This window comes from Tenacibaculum sp. IMCC1, from assembly GCF_054906355.1.
The window spans coordinates 1,721,254-1,739,705 of sequence record NZ_CM142818.1; the positions used below are offsets into that span (position 1 = coordinate 1,721,254).

At 31.7% G+C, this 18,452-nt stretch carries 23 protein-coding genes; 1 reads left to right on the forward strand and 22 read right to left on the reverse strand.

What is annotated here, in order from left to right; translation table 11 throughout:
* Positions 1 to 11: 11 nt before the first annotated feature.
* Genes ACXIHB_RS07990 through ACXIHB_RS08010 form a run of 5 tightly spaced genes read right to left on the reverse strand, consistent with a single transcriptional unit; the run spans position 12 to position 3,260 of the window.
* On the reverse strand, positions 12 to 860 hold the full coding sequence (locus ACXIHB_RS07990; protein WP_462098019.1) for a TPM domain-containing protein: 849 nt from the start codon (positions 858 to 860) through the stop codon (positions 12 to 14).
* A 22-nt stretch (positions 861 to 882) separates the two neighbouring features.
* Positions 883 to 1,320: a TPM domain-containing protein gene (locus ACXIHB_RS07995; protein WP_073182014.1), complete on the reverse strand. Its 438-nt coding sequence runs from the start codon at positions 1,318 to 1,320 to the stop codon at positions 883 to 885.
* A gap of 4 nt (positions 1,321 to 1,324) precedes the next feature.
* The gene (locus ACXIHB_RS08000; protein WP_462098020.1) at positions 1,325 to 1,921 is read right to left on the reverse strand and encodes a LemA family protein; all 597 of its coding nucleotides are present in this window, start codon (positions 1,919 to 1,921) and stop codon (positions 1,325 to 1,327) included.
* A gap of 19 nt (positions 1,922 to 1,940) precedes the next feature.
* Entirely contained in the window at positions 1,941 to 2,270 is a 330-nt protein-coding gene (locus ACXIHB_RS08005; protein ID WP_047790038.1) for a MerR family transcriptional regulator, read from the reverse strand.
* Positions 2,271 to 2,291: 21 nt separating this feature from the next.
* Entirely contained in the window at positions 2,292 to 3,260 is a 969-nt protein-coding gene (locus tag ACXIHB_RS08010) for a M23 family metallopeptidase (RefSeq protein WP_047790037.1), read from the reverse strand.
* Positions 3,261 to 3,413: 153 nt separating this feature from the next.
* On the opposite strand from ACXIHB_RS08010, the gene alaS reads away from it, so the two are divergent.
* Complete coding sequence (gene alaS / locus ACXIHB_RS08015; RefSeq protein WP_462098021.1) at positions 3,414 to 6,029, forward strand: alanine--tRNA ligase; 2,616 nt, start codon at positions 3,414 to 3,416, stop codon at positions 6,027 to 6,029.
* Between the two features lie 38 nt (positions 6,030 to 6,067).
* Here the strand turns inward: alaS and ACXIHB_RS08020 are convergent, their stop codons facing one another.
* From ACXIHB_RS08020 to ACXIHB_RS08100, 17 genes are all read right to left on the reverse strand, one after another.
* Entirely contained in the window at positions 6,068 to 7,354 is a 1,287-nt protein-coding gene (locus ACXIHB_RS08020; protein WP_462098022.1) for a cryptochrome/photolyase family protein, read from the reverse strand.
* Complete coding sequence (locus ACXIHB_RS08025; protein WP_047790034.1) at positions 7,344 to 7,829, reverse strand: SRPBCC family protein; 486 nt, start codon at positions 7,827 to 7,829, stop codon at positions 7,344 to 7,346. Before ACXIHB_RS08025 ends, ACXIHB_RS08020 begins: the two co-directional genes overlap by 11 nt.
* Before the next feature lie 3 nt (positions 7,830 to 7,832).
* Entirely contained in the window at positions 7,833 to 8,231 is a 399-nt protein-coding gene (locus ACXIHB_RS08030; protein WP_159614242.1) for a DUF2452 domain-containing protein, read from the reverse strand.
* Positions 8,232 to 8,233: 2 nt separating this feature from the next.
* A complete protein-coding gene (locus ACXIHB_RS08035; protein ID WP_047790032.1) occupies positions 8,234 to 8,776 on the reverse strand; it encodes a glutathione peroxidase in 543 nt (180 codons plus the stop codon).
* A gap of 1 nt (position 8,777) precedes the next feature.
* Positions 8,778 to 9,302, reverse strand: a complete 525-nt coding sequence (locus ACXIHB_RS08040; protein WP_462098023.1) for a CIA30 family protein — start codon at positions 9,300 to 9,302, stop codon at positions 8,778 to 8,780.
* Between the two features lie 10 nt (positions 9,303 to 9,312).
* Positions 9,313 to 9,990 carry an SDR family NAD(P)-dependent oxidoreductase gene (locus ACXIHB_RS08045; RefSeq protein ID WP_462098024.1) on the reverse strand — a complete coding sequence of 226 codons (678 nt, stop codon included), beginning with the start codon at positions 9,988 to 9,990 and terminating at the stop codon, positions 9,313 to 9,315.
* Positions 9,987 to 10,202: a hypothetical protein gene (locus tag ACXIHB_RS08050; RefSeq protein WP_047790054.1), complete on the reverse strand. Its 216-nt coding sequence runs from the start codon at positions 10,200 to 10,202 to the stop codon at positions 9,987 to 9,989. Before ACXIHB_RS08050 ends, ACXIHB_RS08045 begins: the two co-directional genes overlap by 4 nt.
* A gap of 5 nt (positions 10,203 to 10,207) precedes the next feature.
* Positions 10,208 to 10,903: a GTP cyclohydrolase I FolE gene (gene folE / locus ACXIHB_RS08055; RefSeq protein WP_047790030.1), complete on the reverse strand. Its 696-nt coding sequence runs from the start codon at positions 10,901 to 10,903 to the stop codon at positions 10,208 to 10,210.
* Positions 10,866 to 11,282 (reverse strand): 6-pyruvoyl trahydropterin synthase family protein, encoded by a 417-nt coding sequence (locus tag ACXIHB_RS08060; RefSeq protein ID WP_047790029.1) that lies wholly within the window; start codon positions 11,280 to 11,282, stop codon positions 10,866 to 10,868. The genes folE and ACXIHB_RS08060 overlap by 38 nt, the downstream gene beginning before the upstream one ends.
* Positions 11,283 to 11,549 (reverse strand): TIGR03643 family protein, encoded by a 267-nt coding sequence (locus tag ACXIHB_RS08065; RefSeq protein WP_159614246.1) that lies wholly within the window; start codon positions 11,547 to 11,549, stop codon positions 11,283 to 11,285.
* Positions 11,546 to 11,965 carry a hypothetical protein gene (locus ACXIHB_RS08070; protein WP_159614248.1) on the reverse strand — a complete coding sequence of 140 codons (420 nt, stop codon included), beginning with the start codon at positions 11,963 to 11,965 and terminating at the stop codon, positions 11,546 to 11,548. Before ACXIHB_RS08070 ends, ACXIHB_RS08065 begins: the two co-directional genes overlap by 4 nt.
* Before the next feature lie 4 nt (positions 11,966 to 11,969).
* Entirely contained in the window at positions 11,970 to 13,433 is a 1,464-nt protein-coding gene (locus tag ACXIHB_RS08075; protein ID WP_462098025.1) for a cryptochrome/deoxyribodipyrimidine photo-lyase family protein, read from the reverse strand.
* A 70-nt stretch (positions 13,434 to 13,503) separates the two neighbouring features.
* The gene (locus ACXIHB_RS08080) at positions 13,504 to 15,036 is read right to left on the reverse strand and encodes a cryptochrome/photolyase family protein (RefSeq protein ID WP_462098026.1); all 1,533 of its coding nucleotides are present in this window, start codon (positions 15,034 to 15,036) and stop codon (positions 13,504 to 13,506) included.
* The gene (locus ACXIHB_RS08085; RefSeq protein ID WP_462098027.1) at positions 15,036 to 16,325 is read right to left on the reverse strand and encodes a DASH family cryptochrome; all 1,290 of its coding nucleotides are present in this window, start codon (positions 16,323 to 16,325) and stop codon (positions 15,036 to 15,038) included. Before ACXIHB_RS08085 ends, ACXIHB_RS08080 begins: the two co-directional genes overlap by 1 nt.
* A complete protein-coding gene (locus tag ACXIHB_RS08090; RefSeq protein ID WP_073182036.1) occupies positions 16,292 to 16,435 on the reverse strand; it encodes a DUF2256 domain-containing protein in 144 nt (47 codons plus the stop codon). The genes ACXIHB_RS08085 and ACXIHB_RS08090 overlap by 34 nt, the downstream gene beginning before the upstream one ends.
* Before the next feature lie 11 nt (positions 16,436 to 16,446).
* On the reverse strand, positions 16,447 to 17,859 hold the full coding sequence (locus ACXIHB_RS08095) for an SDR family oxidoreductase (RefSeq protein ID WP_073182039.1): 1,413 nt from the start codon (positions 17,857 to 17,859) through the stop codon (positions 16,447 to 16,449).
* 2 nt (positions 17,860 to 17,861) lie between these two features.
* Positions 17,862 to 18,416 carry a flavin reductase family protein gene (locus tag ACXIHB_RS08100; protein WP_240627180.1) on the reverse strand — a complete coding sequence of 185 codons (555 nt, stop codon included), beginning with the start codon at positions 18,414 to 18,416 and terminating at the stop codon, positions 17,862 to 17,864.
* Positions 18,417 to 18,452: the final 36 nt, after the last annotated feature.

Genomic DNA, 18,452 nt, shown 5'->3' on the forward strand with positions numbered 1-18,452 from the left:
AAATGAAGTTACTACCAGCCTCCTGTGGCTCCACCACCACCAAAGCCTCCGCCTCCGAAACCTCCGCCGAAGCCACCTCCGCCACCAAAGCCTCCTGACGATCCTCCACCGAAGCTTCCTCCGCCAAAACCACCTCTTCCTGCGTTGCTTAAAATAATGGTTTCTAAAATACCTCTTGCTACATCCGATTTTCTATAACCTCTTCCTCCTCCACGGTTTCCTCTACTTCCGCTTGAAATAATGATAAAGAATACTACCAGAATGATGATAAAGATAATAAAGCTAAAGTCTGTTTTTTTAGATTGTTTTCTAGAGCCTTTGTATTCACCACTCATTACTTTAAAAACAGCATCTACACCACTGTTTAACCCAGCGTAATAGTCACCTTGTTTAAAGTAAGGAATAATGTCGTACTCTATAATTTGTCGAGAAACATAATCTGTTAATAAATGTTCGGTTCCATAACCTGTTCGGATGGTTATTTTGCGATCGTCTTTTGCCAGTAACATGAACACTCCGTTATCCTGCTCTTTGCTTCCTCCTATTCCCCATTCATGCGCCCAATTGGTAGCTAAATAGCCTATTTCTTCTCCTTGGGTTGAGCTTATAATTGCTACCACTACTTGGGTTGAAGTGGTATCAGCATACCTAATCAGCTTATTTTCTAAACTTTTCTTTTGATTGGGTGATAAAAGATTGATATAATCGTAAACACTTGTTTGCTCTTTAGGTGTCTCAGGGATTTCAAATCCTTGTGAGAAAAGAGTGTGTCCGCATAAAAATGCAATAAAAAAAAGAACAACTTTTACCTTCTGTAACTTGTTTGTTCTTTTATATAATGACGTTATATTTTTTATCATATTTCTTCCTTCTATGAAGGTTTTAGCCTTTTGATATTTCGTTGCTTAGCTCATCTTCATCATCTGTAGTCCATGGAAAGTGAGCTTGTAATTCTTTTCCTGCTTTTAGCACACCATCTATAATTCCTTGTTTAAAGTTTCCTTGTTTAAATTGGTTTTGGATGGCTTCTTTGGTTGTTTCCCAAAAGTTATCAGGAACTACGTTGTTAATACCTTCATCGCCAAAAATTACAAATTTATGATCGTCAACAGCGATGTACAATAACACACCATTTCGTTGTTGGGTATTAAACATTTTTAGCATTTGAAATACTTCTAGTGCTCGGTCGTAGTGAGAACCTTCCGTAGTTCTCTCTATATGTACACGAATTTCACCAGAAGTATTTCGCTCTGCTTGTCGAATAGCCTGAACGATTTCCTCTTCTTCTTTGGCAGTAAGAAAATCTTCTACGTTAGACATATTGTTAGAATTTAAAATCTACATCTACAGCTTTTTCTGAACCTGCATCAGCCTTGTAACGTGCCATTTCAGTTAAGTTAAACATCCCCGCTAGCAAGTTACCAGGAAACATTTTAATATGCTTGTTATATTTATTAACGCTTTCGTTATAACGATCACGTGCTACATTAATTCTGTTTTCTGTTCCTTCTAACTGGCTTTGTAATTCTAAGAAGTTTTTGTTTGCTTTGATATCTGGATAACGTTCTACAGACACTAATAACTTAGATAAAGCTCCACTCAACCCTGTTTGTGCTTGTTGAAACTGTGCCATTTTTTCTGGCGTTAAATCTCCTGCATTAATATTTACTGAAGTTGCTTTTGCTCTTGCGTTAATTACCTCTGTTAATGTGCTTTTTTCAAAATCGGCTGCTCCTTGTACAGTCTTTACTAAGTTACCAATTAAGTCGTTTCTTCGTTGGTAAGAGCTCTCTACATTAGACCATGTAGTTTTAGCATCTTCTTGGTATGTTACGGCTGTATTATAAAATCCTTTTGCCCATGAATAAATTCCAAATACTAGAACTCCTATAATAATTAAAGGCACTAACCATTTTTTCATAATTTTTGATTTTTTGTAATTATAATTGATTTTTAATTTTAATTAATTCTGCTTTTACAGTTTCTAATCTACTAATAATTTCCTGATTATTTAAGACTCCCTCTGGGTTTTTCTTTAGTTTTTGTTTTGCGCCATCTAAGGTAAAACCTCTTTCTTTTACAAGGTTGTAAATAATTTTAAAGTTTTTTACGTCTTCTTGTGTAAACAATCGATCGCCTTTGGCATTTTTTTTAGGATTGATGATTTCAAACTCTTTATCCCAAAATCGTATAAGTGAACTATTCACCCCAAAAGCTTTAGCAACTTCTCCTATTTTATAATATCGTTTATCGGGTAAGTCTACATACATTTTTCACAGCTTGTTACGTGTTTAGTCATACGACTGACCTTTTTGTTGCGAAGCTTTTTGCATGGCTACAAATTCTTCTGGAGTTAAATCTCCGTAATAATAGTAAATAGGATTTACAGGTCTACCATTTTTATGTACTTCGTAGTGTAAATGTGGTGCTGCAGAACGTCCTGTATTTCCTACATACCCTATTAAATCACCACGTTTTACTTTTTGTCCTTTCTTGGCAAGTATTTTACTCATGTGAGCATAAACAGTTTCGTAACCATATCCATGGTTTATGTAAACTACTTTACCAAAAGTAGAGCTTCTATGTGCTTTTTTTACAATACCGTTTCCTGATGCAAAAATTGGTGTACCCGTAGGTGCTGTAAAATCCATTCCATTATGCATACGCCACGACTTTAATATAGGGTGCAAACGCATACCATAACCTGATGCCATTCTTTTTAAATCTTGATTTTTTACTGGCTGAATAGCAGGTATTGAAGCCAACATTTTTTCTTTTTCTTTAGCCAATTCTACAATTTCATCTAACGATTTTGATTGTACTACCATTTGCTTTGATAAAATATCTAACTCTTTTGTTACCTTTTTTACCATTGAGCTATTATCAAAACCATCTAAGTGTTTATACCTATTTACACCACCAAAACCTGCTTTTCGTTGCTCTTCTGGTATTGGACTTGCCTCAAAGTATGTTCTGTAAATATTGTTATCTCTTTCTTGTAAATCGGTTAAGATTTGAGCACTTTCTTCCATTTTTTTAGAAAGCAACTCGTAATGTAATTTTAAGTTTTCCAATTCTCTCTTTTGAGCACGCTCTTTTGGAGACATTAAAAACTGGCTAAAACCTATAAAACCGAAAAAAGCAATTAATAAAAAACTAAGTAGTCCCAAGATAGTTTTCTTATATTTTTCACTTCTTTTAACCTCTATCTTTCTATATGATAAAGTGTCTGGGTCATAATAATATTTTACTTTTGCCATAATGCTAAATGTACTATTTTTGTGCTTTTTAAATGAAGCATCCTAAGGGGATGTACAATTTGAAAACTCACAAATTTACAAAATCTTTTAAAACTTCTTTTTACAAGAGGTTTTTTAAATATATTTTAACAAAACACAGATACCCAGAGTTGTATGAAATCTCAAGATATTAGAGCTAAATTTTTAGATTTTTTTAAATCAAAACAACACGAAATAGTTCCTTCAGCACCTATGGTGTTAAAGAACGATCCTACTTTAATGTTTACCAACGCTGGTATGGTGCCATTTAAAGAGTTTTTCTTAGGAAACTCAACTCCTAAAAATGGTAGAGTTTCTGATAGCCAAAAATGTTTACGTGTTTCTGGTAAACACAACGATTTAGAAGAGGTTGGTTACGATACTTACCACCACACCATGTTTGAGATGCTAGGTAACTGGAGTTTTGGTGATTATTTTAAGAAAGAAGCTATTGCTTGGGCTTGGGAATTATTAACTGAAGTTTACAAAGTAGATAAAGACATTTTGTACGTAACTGTTTTTGAAGGTGATGAAAAGGACGGTACAAAAATGGATCAAGAAGCATACGATATTTGGAAACAATACATTGCTGAAGATCGCATCTTAATGGGTAACAAAAAAGATAACTTCTGGGAAATGGGTGAACAAGGTCCTTGTGGTCCGTGTTCTGAGATTCATGTTGATATTCGTTCTGCTGAAGAAAAAGCTAAGGTTGATGGAAAATCGTTAGTAAACGAAGATCATCCTCAGGTTGTTGAAATCTGGAACTTGGTATTCATGCAATACAATCGTAAAGCTGATGGTTCTCTAGTAGAACTTCCAGCGAAACATATCGATACTGGTATGGGATTTGAACGTTTATGTATGGTATTACAAGGTGTTCAATCTAACTACGATACTGATGTATTTACTCCTTTAATTCGTGAGATAGAAACAATTACTGGTACTAAGTACGGAAAAGATGAAAAAATTGATATTGCTATTCGTGTAGTTGCTGATCACGTTCGTGCTGTTGCTTTTGCGATTGCAGATGGTCAGTTACCTAGTAATAACGGTGCAGGTTATGTAATACGTAGAATTTTACGTCGTGCTATTCGTTACGGATTTACTTTCTTAAACCAAAAAGAGCCTTTTATTTATAAGTTAGTAGAAACCTTAGCACATCAAATGGGAAGTGCATTCCCTGAAATTAGAAAACAAAATACTTTGGTACACAATGTAATTAAAGAAGAAGAAACTTCTTTCTTACGTACACTAGACCAAGGATTATTATTATTAGATCAAGTTATTGCAACTACTAATGGTAAAACTGTATCTGGTAAACGTGCTTTTGAATTATATGATACTTACGGATTCCCTCTTGATTTAACGCAGTTAATCGCTCGTGAAAAGGGGTATGAAATTAATGAAGAGGAATTTAATGCTGGTATGAAAGCTCAAAAAGAGCGTTCTCGTGCAGCTTCTGCTAGTGAAACGGGTGATTGGGTTACTTTATTAGATGATGATGTTGAAGAGTTTATCGGTTACGACATATTAACCACTAATGTAAAACTAACTCGCTACAGAAAAGTTAGTACCAAAAAAGGCGGAGACCAATATCAACTGGTATTCAACATGACTCCTTTTTATCCAGAAGGTGGTGGACAGGTTGGTGACAAAGGATATATTGAATCTCCTAATGGTGATATTATTTATGTGCTTGATACCAAAAAAGAGAACAATGTTATCATTCATTTTACTAAGAATTTACCTAAAAACTTACACGAAACTTTTAAAGCTGTTGTAAATAAAGAACATAGAAGTTTAGCGGCTAGTAATCACTCAGCTACTCACTTATTACACCAAGCGTTACGTACTATTTTAGGAGACCATGTAGAACAAAAAGGTTCATTGGTGAGTCCTGATTATTTACGTTTTGACTTTTCTCACTTCTCTAAAGTAGACAATGATCAACTAGAAGCTGTTGAAGAGTTTGTAAACGCTCGTATTCGTGAAAATCTTCCATTACAAGAGCAAAGAAATATACCAATGCAACAAGCTATTGATGAAGGTGCTGTTGCTTTATTTGGAGAAAAGTATGGAGATAGTGTTCGTACCATCCGTTTTGGACAATCTATGGAATTATGTGGAGGTACGCACGTACAACAAACTGGTGATATTTGGTATTTCAAAATAAAATCGGAAGGTGCTGTTGCTGCTGGAATTAGAAGAATTGAAGCAATTACCAATGTTGCTGTTGGTGATTATTTTGAAGATGTTGAGCGTAACTACGATGCTGTAAAACAATTATTGAAAAACCCTAAAGATGTTGCTAAATCGGTAAGTAGTTTACAAGATGAAAATGCTGCTTTAAAAAAGCAAGTTGAGCAACTATTAAAAGATAAAGCTAAAAACATGAAAGGCGAACTTAAAAACCAATTACAAGAGGTAAATGGAGTTCAGTTTTTAGCAACTAAAGTAGATTTAGATCCTAACAGCATTAAAAACTTATTATTTGAGTTAGGAGGAGAAGTTAACAATTTATTTGTGGTATTTGCTACCGCTCCTTCTGCTAAAAAAGCAATGTTAACGTGTTATATTTCTAAAGATTTGGCTAATGAAAAAGGCTATGATGCTGGAAAGGTTGTTAGAGAGTTAGGAAAACTAATCCACGGTGGTGGTGGTGGACAAAATTTCTTCGCAACCGCTGGTGGTAAAAACCCTGGAGGAATTCCAAAAGCATTAGAGAGAGCAAAAGACTATATTGCTTAATATATACTAAAAAGGTTCAGAAAATTCTGAACCTTTTTTTATTGTAGTGCTTTTTTATAGGTATTGATCGCTCGTTCTCTCGCAAACTTGTGCTCTACCATAGGTTGTGGGTAAGTTAATTCATCAAAGTCTTTTACCCATTTTCTAACATATTGTAAATCTTTATCAAACTTTTTTAACTGTGATTCTGGGTTAAACACTCTAAAATACGGAGCTGCATCGCAACCCGTACCTGCTGCCCATTGCCAATTTCCGTTATTTGCTGACAGGTCATAATCCAACAGCTTTTCTGCAAAATATGCTTCTCCCCAACGCCAATCTATTAATAAATGTTTGCATAAAAACCCAGCAGTAATCATTCGTACTCTGTTGTGCATGTATCCTGTTTCATTTAACTCTCTCATTCCTGCATCTACCATGGGATACCCTGTTTTACCTTCACACCATTTTTTAAACTCTTCTTCATTGTTTCTCCAAGGAACTGCATCGTACTTTTGTTTGAAGTTCTGGGTAATTACTTTTGGAAAGTGATATAAAATCTGCATAAAAAACTCACGCCAAATCAGTTCACTTAAAAAAGTTTGATTGGTTTTTAAAGCAAAACGAATCATTTTTCGTGTACTAACCAATCCAAAACGTAAATAAGGTGATAAATACGACGTTTTATCTTGCGAGGGAAAGTCTCTCACCTCATCATACGAATCCAAATTAGATAGGTTGTATGGTTTTACTTTAATCGTACTTTCTTCAAAACCTATGAAAGCTAATGATGGAAATTCAGATAAAAACTGATAAAAATTAGCAAAGTCTATCGTAAAGTCTTGCGTATCTTTCTTTTCTGAGAAGTTTTGTAACCACTTGTTTTTATAAGGTGTGAAAACTGTATACGGAGTTCCATCGTTCTTTACAACTTCGTTTTCTTCAAAAATTACTTGATCTTTAAAAGCATTAAATATTATTCCTTTTGATACTAAAAAGTCTTCTACTTCCTTATCTCTTTTAGTCGCGTAAGGTTCGTAATCTTTATTTGTGTAAACTGCTTCAATTATAAATTCTTCAGTTAGTTTTTTCCAAATTGCTAATGGTTTTCCTTTTTTAACTACCAGAGAAGACTGATGCTTTTTCAGCTCTTCATCTAAGTTTTGCAAGGTTTCGTAAATAAAAGTTACTCGAGCATCATTTTTAGGAAGGCTTCCTAAAATATCTTCATCAAAAATAAATAACGGAACTACTTTATTACCTGATTGTAGCGCTTCATACAAACCTTTATTATCTTCTAAACGTAAGTCTCGACGAAACCAAAAAATAGATACTTTATCTTCCATTAAATAATTTTTCTAACGTACTATAGCGATGTTCAAAAATTTCTTTTAACTGCCTTTTTATAAAGATTGATTGAGCGATATGTCCTAAAAAACCAAAAGGTATCTTGTATGAAATTTTGTCTTTCATTAACGTTTTTCCATTTGGCAACTCTTCAAACCAGTGCTCGTGATGCCACATGCTATAAGGACCAAATCGCTGTTCATCTATAAAAAATTGTTGTTCTTTTACTTGTGTAATTTCGGTAACCCAACTAGACTTAATACCTGGTAAAATTCCTACTTTGTAGGTAATTATTTGTCCTGCATAGGCTTTTTTATCAACCTCTGAAGTAATTTGAAACCCCATATGTGAAGGGGTTATTTTTTGCAAATTTCCTGGAGCACTGAAAAATTCCCATGCTTTTTCTAACCGAACGTTTAATATTTGTTCAGTAGATAAGGTATAAATACCCGAATGCTTTTTAAATAGTACCATTATTTATTTTACTTTTTTCCAGACTTTGTCTGAGTTAAGTTGAAAACTACCAACAAAATTGAAACCACATTCATTGGGGCTTAATATTGATAAAAATAACGTGTTTTTTTCTTTTCTATACAAATGATAGACCTTACCTACAATTGGCTCAAAGTTAAACTTAGCACTATAAATAAGCTCATTATATTGATACTCTTTTACAAGATTGTTGTATTGTTGTTTTATTTCTTCAAAAGACGCTAAAAATTGAGTATTTGCCTGGTAAATGTTTTGTTTTTTCCAGCTTATTGAATTACTTTCTTTAATAACTGGTGCTGTAAAATTAGTTGCATATGGTTTTAAATACGCATCATATTCATTTGTTTCCTCATTAAAAACTACATTATCTGGTTTTTTCTTCATTTTTATATTAATTTGGTAATTTTCTTACTCATTGGTTTGGTTATTGAGTAAAAAACATCAATTAACTTTCCTTCTTCATCTACCAAGTATTTTTGAAAATTCCATTTTACTGAAGAACTCATTTTTCCATTTTTATCTTTTTGTGTTAACCATTGATATAACGGGTGTTGATTTTCTCCTTTAACTTCAATTTTTTCTGTCATAGGAAAATCTACTCCATAGGTTACACTACAAAACGATTGAATTTCTTTTATTGTTCCTGGTTCTTGGCCTCCAAATTGATTACAAGGTAATCCTATGATTACTAATTTATCTTTGTGTTTTGAATACAGTTCTTGCAAACCTTCATACTGATTGGTAAAACCACATTTCGATGCTACATTTACAAATAATATTTTTTTCCCTTTAAACTTGTTGAGGTCTAAGTTTTCTCCATTAATACCTTCAATATTTATGTCGTATAACGATTCTTTAGGAGTTACTGTTTGCGCTTTACCTGATAAACTAAATAGTGCCATGATTAAGAATATTTTTACTGTGTTCATTTTATTGAATTACTATTTTTATGATTTCTAACGAAAAATCTTCGTCTTTTTTATTTCCTATTAAAATTGCTACCTCTTCTATTTGGTTATCAGAGAAATTACCAAAATTTAACTTTCTACCCCTAAAGGTAGGATAAAATCCTGTTAATGGTAATGTAATTTCTTGTTCTTGTGTATTTGTTCTAAATACTTGTACGTATGAGTAACGTTGAGACTCATTTGATTTTAATCGTAGTTGATATTGTTTACCATCTCCTTTTACTTTTAATACAATTTTTGAATGTTGTTTGTTTAAACCTATGGCTATTGGCATTCTCGTCATCGAAAATCCACCATTATTTTCAGTAGATACTTTCCCCGAAAAGATTAAGTTTCCCTTATCATTAATTTTTACAGCTGATGTAGAAATTCCTCCCATCACAGTATCATTAACAACATACCAATTTTGGGTGTTATTATCTTTATCAAAAATTATAATTTCATCATTTAAACACATAAGAAAACTTAAAATTAAAAGCCGTTTCATTATTTACTTTTTAAATTTTTATACTTACAATTCCTGCATCTACAGGAATTACTTGTCCAGTAATTGCTGATGCTTCGTCAGACAATAAATAGGTAGCTAAACTAGCTACTTCTTCTGCTTTTAGGTATTTTTTTAATGGGTGTCTGTTCTGCATACTCTCTTGTTGTTTTTCATTTCGTAATAAGCGAGCTGCTAAAGGTGTATCAGTAACCGTAGGAGCAATTGCATTGAATCTAACTTTCGTAGCGTATTCTGCTGCCAACGATTTGGTTAACCCTTCTACTGCTGATTTACTAGTTGCTATGCTTGCATGATAAGGCATTCCTAAAAATGACGCTACCGTACTAAATAACACTACACTTCCATTGTCTTGAGTTAGCAAACTTTCATAAGATTTTAGCGTTTTAATTGCTCCAAGAACGTTAATATCTAAATCAGATTGAAAGTCTTCTAATTTTAATCTTGAAAAGGATTTTAGATTAATGCTTCCGGGACAATAAACTAATCCATGAACTTTTTCTAATTCTGGAAGTTCGTCTTTGGTAACATCACATGCATAATGTTTTATATTTTCAATATTAGACGGTGCTGTTCTACTAATGTTAATTATTTTATGTGTGTGTTTTAATTTGGTTATTATCGCCTTACCAATACCACTACTACCACCAACTACAACAATTGTTTTCATAATCGTCCTTTTAATCGTTTTTCTACTTTTTGTTTAACAGTTGTTATGCGTTTCATAACATCCATCAACTTTTTATCTTTACTCTTTTTATACACTTCATTAATTGATAAAATAATTTCTTTCGCTTTCCTTGATGCTAAAATTTTTTCATTTCTTGTTTTAAAAGATTTGTAATTTTTCTCAAATTCTAAAGCTTCTTGAAGTAAGTTTATTGTACTCATTTTAAATAATTTTGAAGTTCAACAATTTTTTCTGAGGTATTAAAAATGCCTCCATAAAAACAGGTAACTGTTGATGACGAATCATCTTTAACTCCTCTAGAAGAAACACATAAATGCTTTGCATCTATAATTACAGCTACGTCTTCTGTTTGTAATATCTCTTGTAAATCTCTGGCTATTTGATTAGTTAAGCGTTCTTGTACTTGGGGTCTTTTAGCATAAAACTGAACAATTCTGTTTAATTTTGATAAGCCTATAACTTTTCCTGATGAAACATAAGCCACATGTGCTTTTCCTATTATTGGTACAAAATGATGTTCGCAATTAGAATAAAACTGTATGTCTTTTTCTACCAACATTTGGTTATATTGGTACCTATTTTCAAACAATGCTATTTTAGGCTTATTGGCTGGATTTAAACCTGAAAAAATTTCATCTATATACATTTTAGCTACTCTTTGTGGAGTACCTTTAAGAGAGTCATTATTTAAATCAAGCCCAATAGTTTGCATTATTTCTGAAAATAATTGTGCTATTTTTTCTTTTTTTTCCTCATCAGAAATTAAAAAAGCATCTTCTACCATAGGCGTTTCAATTCCTGTATAAATATGATCATCTCCAATTTCTTCAACCGATAAGTTCTTTATATTATCGCTAACAGGGGTATTCAACAAAGTTTCTAGGTGTTTCATAAAGTTTTATTTTAATTTCTAAATGATTATTTATCACTAACCTTAGTTTGTTATAAATTACAATTGCTATATTTTCTACTGTTGGATTGAGTGTTTTAAATTCTTCTACTTCTTTATTTAAGTTTTTATGATCTAAACAATCTATTATTTCTTTTTGTATATGGTTAGATAAAACTTTTGTATCAATTACATATCCTGTGTTTTCATCTACTTCTCCTACAATAGTTACTTCTAACTCATAATTATGGCCATGAAAATTTGGATTATTACATTTGCCAAAAACTTCTTTGTTTTTTGCTTCAGACCATTTCGTATTATGCAACCTGTGGGCTGCATTAAAATGTTCTTTTCTCGTAATAGCCACTTTTGCTTGCTTCATTTATCGTTTTGCTATTTTATTATTACTTATACTTCTTTGTCTGGTACATTTAAACCTTCCTTTATTAAATATTCTTTTTGCTTGATGTTTTGTTCTTTTACCCTGTACTCTTTTCCTCCATAATTTAAAACTTGATGGTTTTAATTCTCTTCGCATTAAATTAATTACTTCTTGTTCTTTTAAGTCAAATTGAAGTTTTATAGCGTCAAAAGTTGTTCGATCTTCCCAAGCCATTTCAATAACTCTATCTATCTCTCTTAATGTCATAAAAAATAACTTTGTGTTGATGTCATTTTCAAATCCATCATTTTTTTTATAAATTTTTTATTCTGATTATATTTATTATCTTTTCTAAACCTAATAAAGTGGTTATCGGAATGAATACTAAAGAATTCATGATTAAAAACCACTATTTTATAAAAAGGTATTACCCAGCAAAAGCGTTGTAATTTATTAGTTATGTAAACTATAATTCCTTTAGGACGTATTTCTATACTTCCATAATTTAAATCGCTAATTGTTGTTAAAATACTTTTAAAGCTTTCACTTACTCCTTCAACAATCATTCTACTTGAACCAACTCCTTTAATTTTTAAAGATTGTAAAAAAGACATAGGTTCTCCTACTAATTTATTGATTTTTAATACACTTTCTTTATTATTGTATGTTATATCAAACAACATTTTTTTATTTAACTACATGTTTGTTTAAAATTCTATAGCTTTCTTTTATCACCTCTGGATCTTTACGCATTTTCCAAATAGTATCTGAGGCATTTTTTCTAGTTACACCTATATCTACTATTGGTTTTGGGTAATCATTACCAAGAGTAAACCCATACATTTTTTGTTCTAAAGCTGTCATTTTGTATGGTTCGTGCTTAAACGCTAATGGTAATTCTTTAAGTTCTGGTATCCATTTTGAAATAAAAACTGCTTCAGGATCGTGCTCTAAACCATTTTTTACTGGGTTATAAATTCTAATCGTATTAATTCCAGTTTCTCCTGCCTGCATTTGCAACTGAGGAAAGTGAATTCCTGGTTCAAAATCTAAAAACAATTTTGATAAATATTTTGATGCTTCTTGCCATGGTTGCCAAAGATTGTGTGTAAAAAAAGACACTAACATAGCTCGCATTCTAAAATTCAAATATCCTGTATGAATTAAACAACGCATACACGCATCAATAAATGGAATACCTGTTTTTCCGTTTCTCCATGCATATATGTATTTTTTAGTAATATTTTTCTTTAACTTATGAAACCCTTTATTGATACTTTCTTGCTCCATTATACATTCCATTTCGAATTTCTGGATGAAATGTGCCTGCCATTTAAGTCTTGAAATGAAAGCATCTATTGCTCTTTTATTTCTTGAACTAGAACGAATACTTATTGCTAACTGATATACCTCTCTTACTGAGATATTCCCCCAAGCAATATAAGGTGACAGCCTGCTGCAGCTCTCTCTTGCTTCTGTTGGCTTTGAAATATTTTTTGCATACCACTCATACCTTTTGTTAAAAAAACTATGTAAATACTTAAGAGCCGTAGCTCGTCCTCCTTTTTGAAATAGCTTTTCTTCTTCTGTATCTAAATTTACAATTGTCAAGTTTTTTGCTATTTCTTTTATTTCTGTTATTGTTACAAAAGAAACATTTGTTGAATCAAATATTATCTGACTTGATTTCATGTAGTTTTCCCAATCCTCTTTCCAACCTTCTCTGTTTTCTCGCCCCCTAAATACTCCATTATGAATATTTTCTTTCCATTCTATTACATTATTCTTACAAAACCTTTTAAAGGTTTTATCTCTATTATAAGTTGCAAGAATACCTGTTTCTATATGAGAGTAGACATTAGTAACATTTGACACCGACATTAAATACCTAAAAAAAGAAAGTACCTCTGAGTTTACTGTTAAAACCTGTGTATTATACAGCAACAACTCTTGGTTTATATCTCGTATAGATTCTTTAACAAAATCCCAATGTCTTTTAGAATAATGTTCGTCTTGTATAATACTTTCTTCAAAAATATAAACAAATAATATTTTCTTACCTGAAGTTATTGCATTAAAAACAGCCTCGTTATCCTGCAACCGAAGATCTCTTTTAAACCAAACTACTGCTATTTCTCCTGTTATTTTCAATCCAATGTGCGCTTTGAATCAAAAATACAATTTTTGTTTAATTAATAAAAGAAATAATTAAACAAAAAAATCAATAACTATTAATTTTTTGTTTAATTGTTTTTGCTTTTTCTAGAATTTCTGAGAAGTCTTTTGATATTTCAATTTTTTGCATTAAAGTATACATCATACGCATTCGGTGGTTATTTTTCAACTTCTCTTTATTTTTATAAAGAAAATCCCAATACAAAGTATTATACGGACACGAATCTTCTTCTGTTTTTGTTTTGTAATTATAAAAGCATTCTTTGCAATAATTACTCATTTTATTAATATAACTTGCGCTAGATACATAAGGTTTTGTGGCCACTATCCCACCATCCGCGTACTGACTCATCCCTCTTGTATTTGGTAATTGCACCCACTCTACAGCATCTATATATACTCCTAAATACCAAGCATCTACCTCATCTGGATGAACCTCTAACAATAACGCTAGGTTACCTAAAATCATAAGACGCTGTATATGATGCGCGTATGCATTATTTAACGAGTTTTTTAACGATTGCTTCACACAATTCATTTTTGTTTTTCCTGTCCAAAAAAAATCTGGTAATGAAACTTTATTATTAAAAAAATTCTTTTTTTTAAAATCTTCTCCTAATTGCCAATAAACACCTCTCATATACTCTCTCCATCCTAATACTTGACGAATAAAGCCCTCTGCCTGAGAAACGGCTATTGAAGGTTTCTTATAAAACACATCAACAACCTTCTCTACAACTTCTCTCGGGGTTACTAATTTTAAATTAAGAGCAAATGATAATCGAGAATGAAACAGAAAATCTTGTGATGAATGCATTGCATCTTGATAATCTCCAAAAAACTCTAACAAATTGTCACAAAAAAAATCTAGTTGCTTTATTGCTTGTTCTCTATTTATTGGATAAGTAAAAGTTAATGTTTCTTCTCCAAATGTAACCACTTCTGCTTCATTAAGCTCTTTTAATAATGCTTTACAGTCAATATTAGTCTCATAAGGCAAAGGAACTAATTCATCTTGATTCCATTTTTTTCTGTTAGATGCATCATAATTCCATTTACCGCCAACTGGTTCATTATTTTCTACAAGTATCTTATGCTTTTTCCTCATATAGCGATAAAAATCTTCCATAACTGTTTTCTTTCTACCTTCAGAAAACTCTTTTAACTCATTCCTTGTAGTGTAAAAATGTTCTGTATCATACGATTTAACTGGTATCTGTAAGCTCTTGAGTTCATTTTTAAATTGCACATCTAAACGAAACTCGTCAGGCAACTGATATTCAATTTTTGTAATTGAGTATTTTTTTTGTAATACTTTAATATTTTTTATAAGATTGTGCGTGTTATGCGAATCTGATATTTTAAAATACTCTACTGCGTGACCTTTCTCTTCTAGTTTTTTAGCAAAACTCCTCATTGCTAAGAAAAACCCTACAACTTTTTGTATATGATGTTTTACATACTCCGTTTCTTGCTTCATTTCAAACATAGCATACACTACTTTTTTGTTTTTTTGCTTAAACCAGCTATGAGATTCGTTTAACTGATCACCTAAAAGCACTCTAAGTATTACGTCCATTACTTATCAATCCATTTAGCTCTAAATTCCCCATACTTATCATATGTATTAGCTTGCCATTCTATATCAAACTTTTTACTCTCAGAACTATTTCCTACTCCTGCTATATACATCCAGTTACCATAATTACTGTGCGGATCATAATCTACTAACAAAGATTCAAAGTAGGCTGCCCCAATCCTCCAATCTTGCTGTAAGTTATGTACAAAATAAGATGCTACGTTTTGCCTTCCTCTATTACTCATCCAACCTGTTTTTCTTAACTCTATCATATTAGCGTTTACAAAATCGGATGTAGTATTACCTAAAACCCAATTTTTTATCACCTTATTATCATGAATACTTAGTATCGTTTTTTTCTGAATACCCCCTAATTTGAAGAAGTTATTTTTGTGATAACGAACTGCATGTTTAAAGAACTCTCTCCATAACAACTCAAAATACACCCAATATGTTGATGAATTTGCCTCATATTCGTCTTCAAATCTCTTTAGTTCTTTATAAATTGTTTTTACACTAATAGATCCATTAGATAACCAAGGTGAAAATTTTGTACTACAATTTATTCCTAATAAATTATTTCTTGTTTTCTTGTAGTCAATCACTTTTTTTGTTTCAAAAAAATAACTTTTCAACCTTACTAACGCTTGCTTTTCTCCTCCTTTAAAAGGAAAAGAATTTCCTAAAGCTTTTTCTGCACGAGAACAGTTTGGTATTTCAAAAAATGCCTGAGAATATATATCCTGATAGGGTAAATGATAATTTAACTCTGTGTCTATATCTAATTTTTTTTCAACTTTATTTCTAAAAGATGAAAAAGACAACGGGTATTTTTTGTTAAATAACGTATCTATTTGATGTGGCTCATACAAATATTGATTTGTTACCCTTATCTTTTTTACCTTACTACCAACTACTTTTCTTACTCTCTTTTCTATATCTTTTTCATCACTAGTTTCATCTTCTTGATAAACTAGCGTAGTAATTAAGAAATCGTTTTGAATCTCTCTAACAACGGTTTCTGTTTTTTTTACCCCTACATAAAAAGGTATATTATATTTAGCTAAATTCTCTTTTAATTCTTTTAATGTTTCAATTAAAAAACAAAGACGGAATTTTCCTGTTCTCTCAAAAGAATATTGACGTTTAAAAAACACAGGATCAAACGCATAAGAAGCCACCAAATAACGTTTAGTCGCTATTGCTTCTTTTAACAGTTTGTTATCACGAACTCTTAAATCATTTCTAAACCAAATTAAGGTGCATTCTTGTTTTTGTTTTTCCTGCATTTTTTACTACAGTATTTTACTTCACTCCAACTAGCTTCCCATTTCTTCCTCCATGAAAAAGAAAGCCCACAAACTTTACAAATTTTGGTTGGTAAGTGCTGTTTTTTCAATTTTAAACAAATTATTTTGACAAAAAATTAATGAGTTGCTTAAATATAAGTCCATGAAACGGTAAAACAGCAAACCAATAAACTCTACCCCATATTCCTTTAGGTCTGAATACTGCTTTTTGATAAAGTAAGCCGTCTTTAATAACATATTCTAACCATGCCTCTCCTGGTAGTTTCATTTCTGCAAAGAGCAATAAACGTTTATTATCTTTATCCGCTAATAATACACGCCAAAAGTCAAGCGCATCTCCTGGCTCTAACTCAGTCGGATCTCTTCTACCTCTACGCAACCCAACACCTCCAAAAACTTGATCTATAAAACCTCTTACTTTCCATAAAAAAGTAAATTTATACCAACCTCGCTTACCTCCTATTTCCCATATTTTCTTAAGTGTTATGTTTTCATCTGAAACTTTTCTGATTCTTTCATCAATAAAGCACCCATACTTAGGAAGGTTTATGTATTGAAAATATTCTTTTCTAAAAACACCACTTACCTTAGCATCTTTCCAACTTGATATAACGGAATTTTGCGCTATTTTAACAAAAGCTTTTTTTACCGCCTGTTTATAAGTAATAGGTGTTACTTCAATTATTTCATTAATATTGCTTTTACTCCCTATAACCTCAACAGTCATACTATCTACGAGTGATTTTGCCAAATTAAACGAAGTTGAGGTAACAAAGTACAACCAATAAGATGATAGCTTTGGTGATAAAAATGGCACTGTGAATATAATTCTATTTAACTTTCTTACCTCAGCAAACTGTAATAACATTTCTTTATATGTGAGAATTTCTGGACCATAGATATCAAATGATTTATCGTACACTCTCTCTTCTAATAACGATTTTGTTAAGTATGTTAAAACATCTCTTATTGCAATAGGCTGTGTTTTTGTATACAACCATTTTGGAGTTATCATAATAGGAAGTTTTTCTACAAGGTCTCTTATAATTTCAAATGACGCACTACCACTTCCTACTATTATTCCTGCTCTAAAAGTTGTTACTGTATACGTTTTTGATTGTAGTATTTTTTCTACCTCATATCTCGATTTTAAATGCTTTGACAATGAATTATCGTTTACAATACCACTCAAATACACAACCTGCTTACACATAGTTTTTTCTAATAGACTCTTAAAATTATTTGCACAATCCGATTCTAACTTAGAGAAGTCACTACTACTTGTAGACATAGAGTGTATCAAATAATAAGCTGCATCAATATTTTTAGGCAGCTCTTTTTTAGGCTTTAAGAAATCTATTTCTAGAAAAGATATTTGTGTATTATCTTTAAATTCTAATGGAATTCTACGTACATCTCTAACACAACATACAAGTTCATGCTGTTCTGACAACAGCATAGGTATTAATCTTTTACCTATATAACCCGTTGTTCCTGTGATTAGAATCCTCATTATTATTTTGGTCTTTGATAAGACAGTCTTTTATAATTCTCTGCTACCATATAGGTATCCAACCCATTAATTGCAGCTACTTTTTCTTTTGATAAGTTTAAAAAACCATCTTCTGAAAGCATAGAGTCCTTAAAATACAAATCAGTAACTTCACCTAACACTAAAATAGTTCCATTAACTTTTATATAGTGCTCTTCTAAAAACTTCATCCCTATTTGTAAGGGTGATTCCGCAACAAAAGGAGCATAAAAACCATTCTTAAACTCTTCTGACAATGTTGTTTTATCAAATTCTGAAATCTCTGACGGGTATTTAGCAGAAGTATGATGTGCCTCCTCAATCATTACTTTATTAATAGCATTAATAGTATAATACCCTGTTTCTTTTATATTGTTATACGTATTCCTAACAACGGTTGTGGGACGTAATACAAACCCTAAAATTGCTGGACTTGAACCATAATGCACCACCGAACTAAAAACTGCAACATTGGTTATATTATCAGTTGATTTTGTTGCAATAAGGTTTGCTGGTTTATAACCAGAAATACTGTTCATCAAATTTATTTTATACAGATGAGGAAACTCGTCTAT

What these genes read in the sequence shown, in the direction of transcription:
- ACXIHB_RS07990 (WP_462098019.1), bottom strand. Translation starts at nt 860, where the DNA reads ATGATAAAAAATATAACGTCATTATATAAAAGAACAAACAAGTTACAG.
- ACXIHB_RS07995 (WP_073182014.1), bottom strand. Translation starts at nt 1,320, where the DNA reads ATGTCTAACGTAGAAGATTTTCTTACTGCCAAAGAAGAAGAGGAAATC.
- ACXIHB_RS08000 (WP_462098020.1), bottom strand. Translation starts at nt 1,921, where the DNA reads ATGAAAAAATGGTTAGTGCCTTTAATTATTATAGGAGTTCTAGTATTT.
- ACXIHB_RS08005 (WP_047790038.1), bottom strand. Translation starts at nt 2,270, where the DNA reads ATGTATGTAGACTTACCCGATAAACGATATTATAAAATAGGAGAAGTT.
- ACXIHB_RS08010 (WP_047790037.1), bottom strand. Translation starts at nt 3,260, where the DNA reads ATGGCAAAAGTAAAATATTATTATGACCCAGACACTTTATCATATAGA.
- alaS (WP_462098021.1), top strand. Translation starts at nt 3,414, where the DNA reads ATGAAATCTCAAGATATTAGAGCTAAATTTTTAGATTTTTTTAAATCA.
- ACXIHB_RS08020 (WP_462098022.1), bottom strand. Translation starts at nt 7,354, where the DNA reads ATGGAAGATAAAGTATCTATTTTTTGGTTTCGTCGAGACTTACGTTTA.
- ACXIHB_RS08025 (WP_047790034.1), bottom strand. Translation starts at nt 7,829, where the DNA reads ATGGTACTATTTAAAAAGCATTCGGGTATTTATACCTTATCTACTGAA.
- ACXIHB_RS08030 (WP_159614242.1), bottom strand. Translation starts at nt 8,231, where the DNA reads ATGAAGAAAAAACCAGATAATGTAGTTTTTAATGAGGAAACAAATGAA.
- ACXIHB_RS08035 (WP_047790032.1), bottom strand. Translation starts at nt 8,776, where the DNA reads ATGAACACAGTAAAAATATTCTTAATCATGGCACTATTTAGTTTATCA.
- ACXIHB_RS08040 (WP_462098023.1), bottom strand. Translation starts at nt 9,302, where the DNA reads ATGAAACGGCTTTTAATTTTAAGTTTTCTTATGTGTTTAAATGATGAA.
- ACXIHB_RS08045 (WP_462098024.1), bottom strand. Translation starts at nt 9,990, where the DNA reads ATGAAAACAATTGTTGTAGTTGGTGGTAGTAGTGGTATTGGTAAGGCG.
- folE (WP_047790030.1), bottom strand. Translation starts at nt 10,903, where the DNA reads ATGAAACACCTAGAAACTTTGTTGAATACCCCTGTTAGCGATAATATA.
- ACXIHB_RS08060 (WP_047790029.1), bottom strand. Translation starts at nt 11,282, where the DNA reads ATGAAGCAAGCAAAAGTGGCTATTACGAGAAAAGAACATTTTAATGCA.
- ACXIHB_RS08065 (WP_159614246.1), bottom strand. Translation starts at nt 11,549, where the DNA reads ATGACATTAAGAGAGATAGATAGAGTTATTGAAATGGCTTGGGAAGAT.
- ACXIHB_RS08070 (WP_159614248.1), bottom strand. Translation starts at nt 11,965, where the DNA reads ATGTTGTTTGATATAACATACAATAATAAAGAAAGTGTATTAAAAATC.
- ACXIHB_RS08080 (WP_462098026.1), bottom strand. Translation starts at nt 15,036, where the DNA reads ATGGACGTAATACTTAGAGTGCTTTTAGGTGATCAGTTAAACGAATCT.
- ACXIHB_RS08085 (WP_462098027.1), bottom strand. Translation starts at nt 16,325, where the DNA reads ATGCAGGAAAAACAAAAACAAGAATGCACCTTAATTTGGTTTAGAAAT.
- ACXIHB_RS08095 (WP_073182039.1), bottom strand. Translation starts at nt 17,859, where the DNA reads ATGAGGATTCTAATCACAGGAACAACGGGTTATATAGGTAAAAGATTA.
- ACXIHB_RS08100 (WP_240627180.1), bottom strand. Translation starts at nt 18,416, where the DNA reads ATGAACAGTATTTCTGGTTATAAACCAGCAAACCTTATTGCAACAAAA.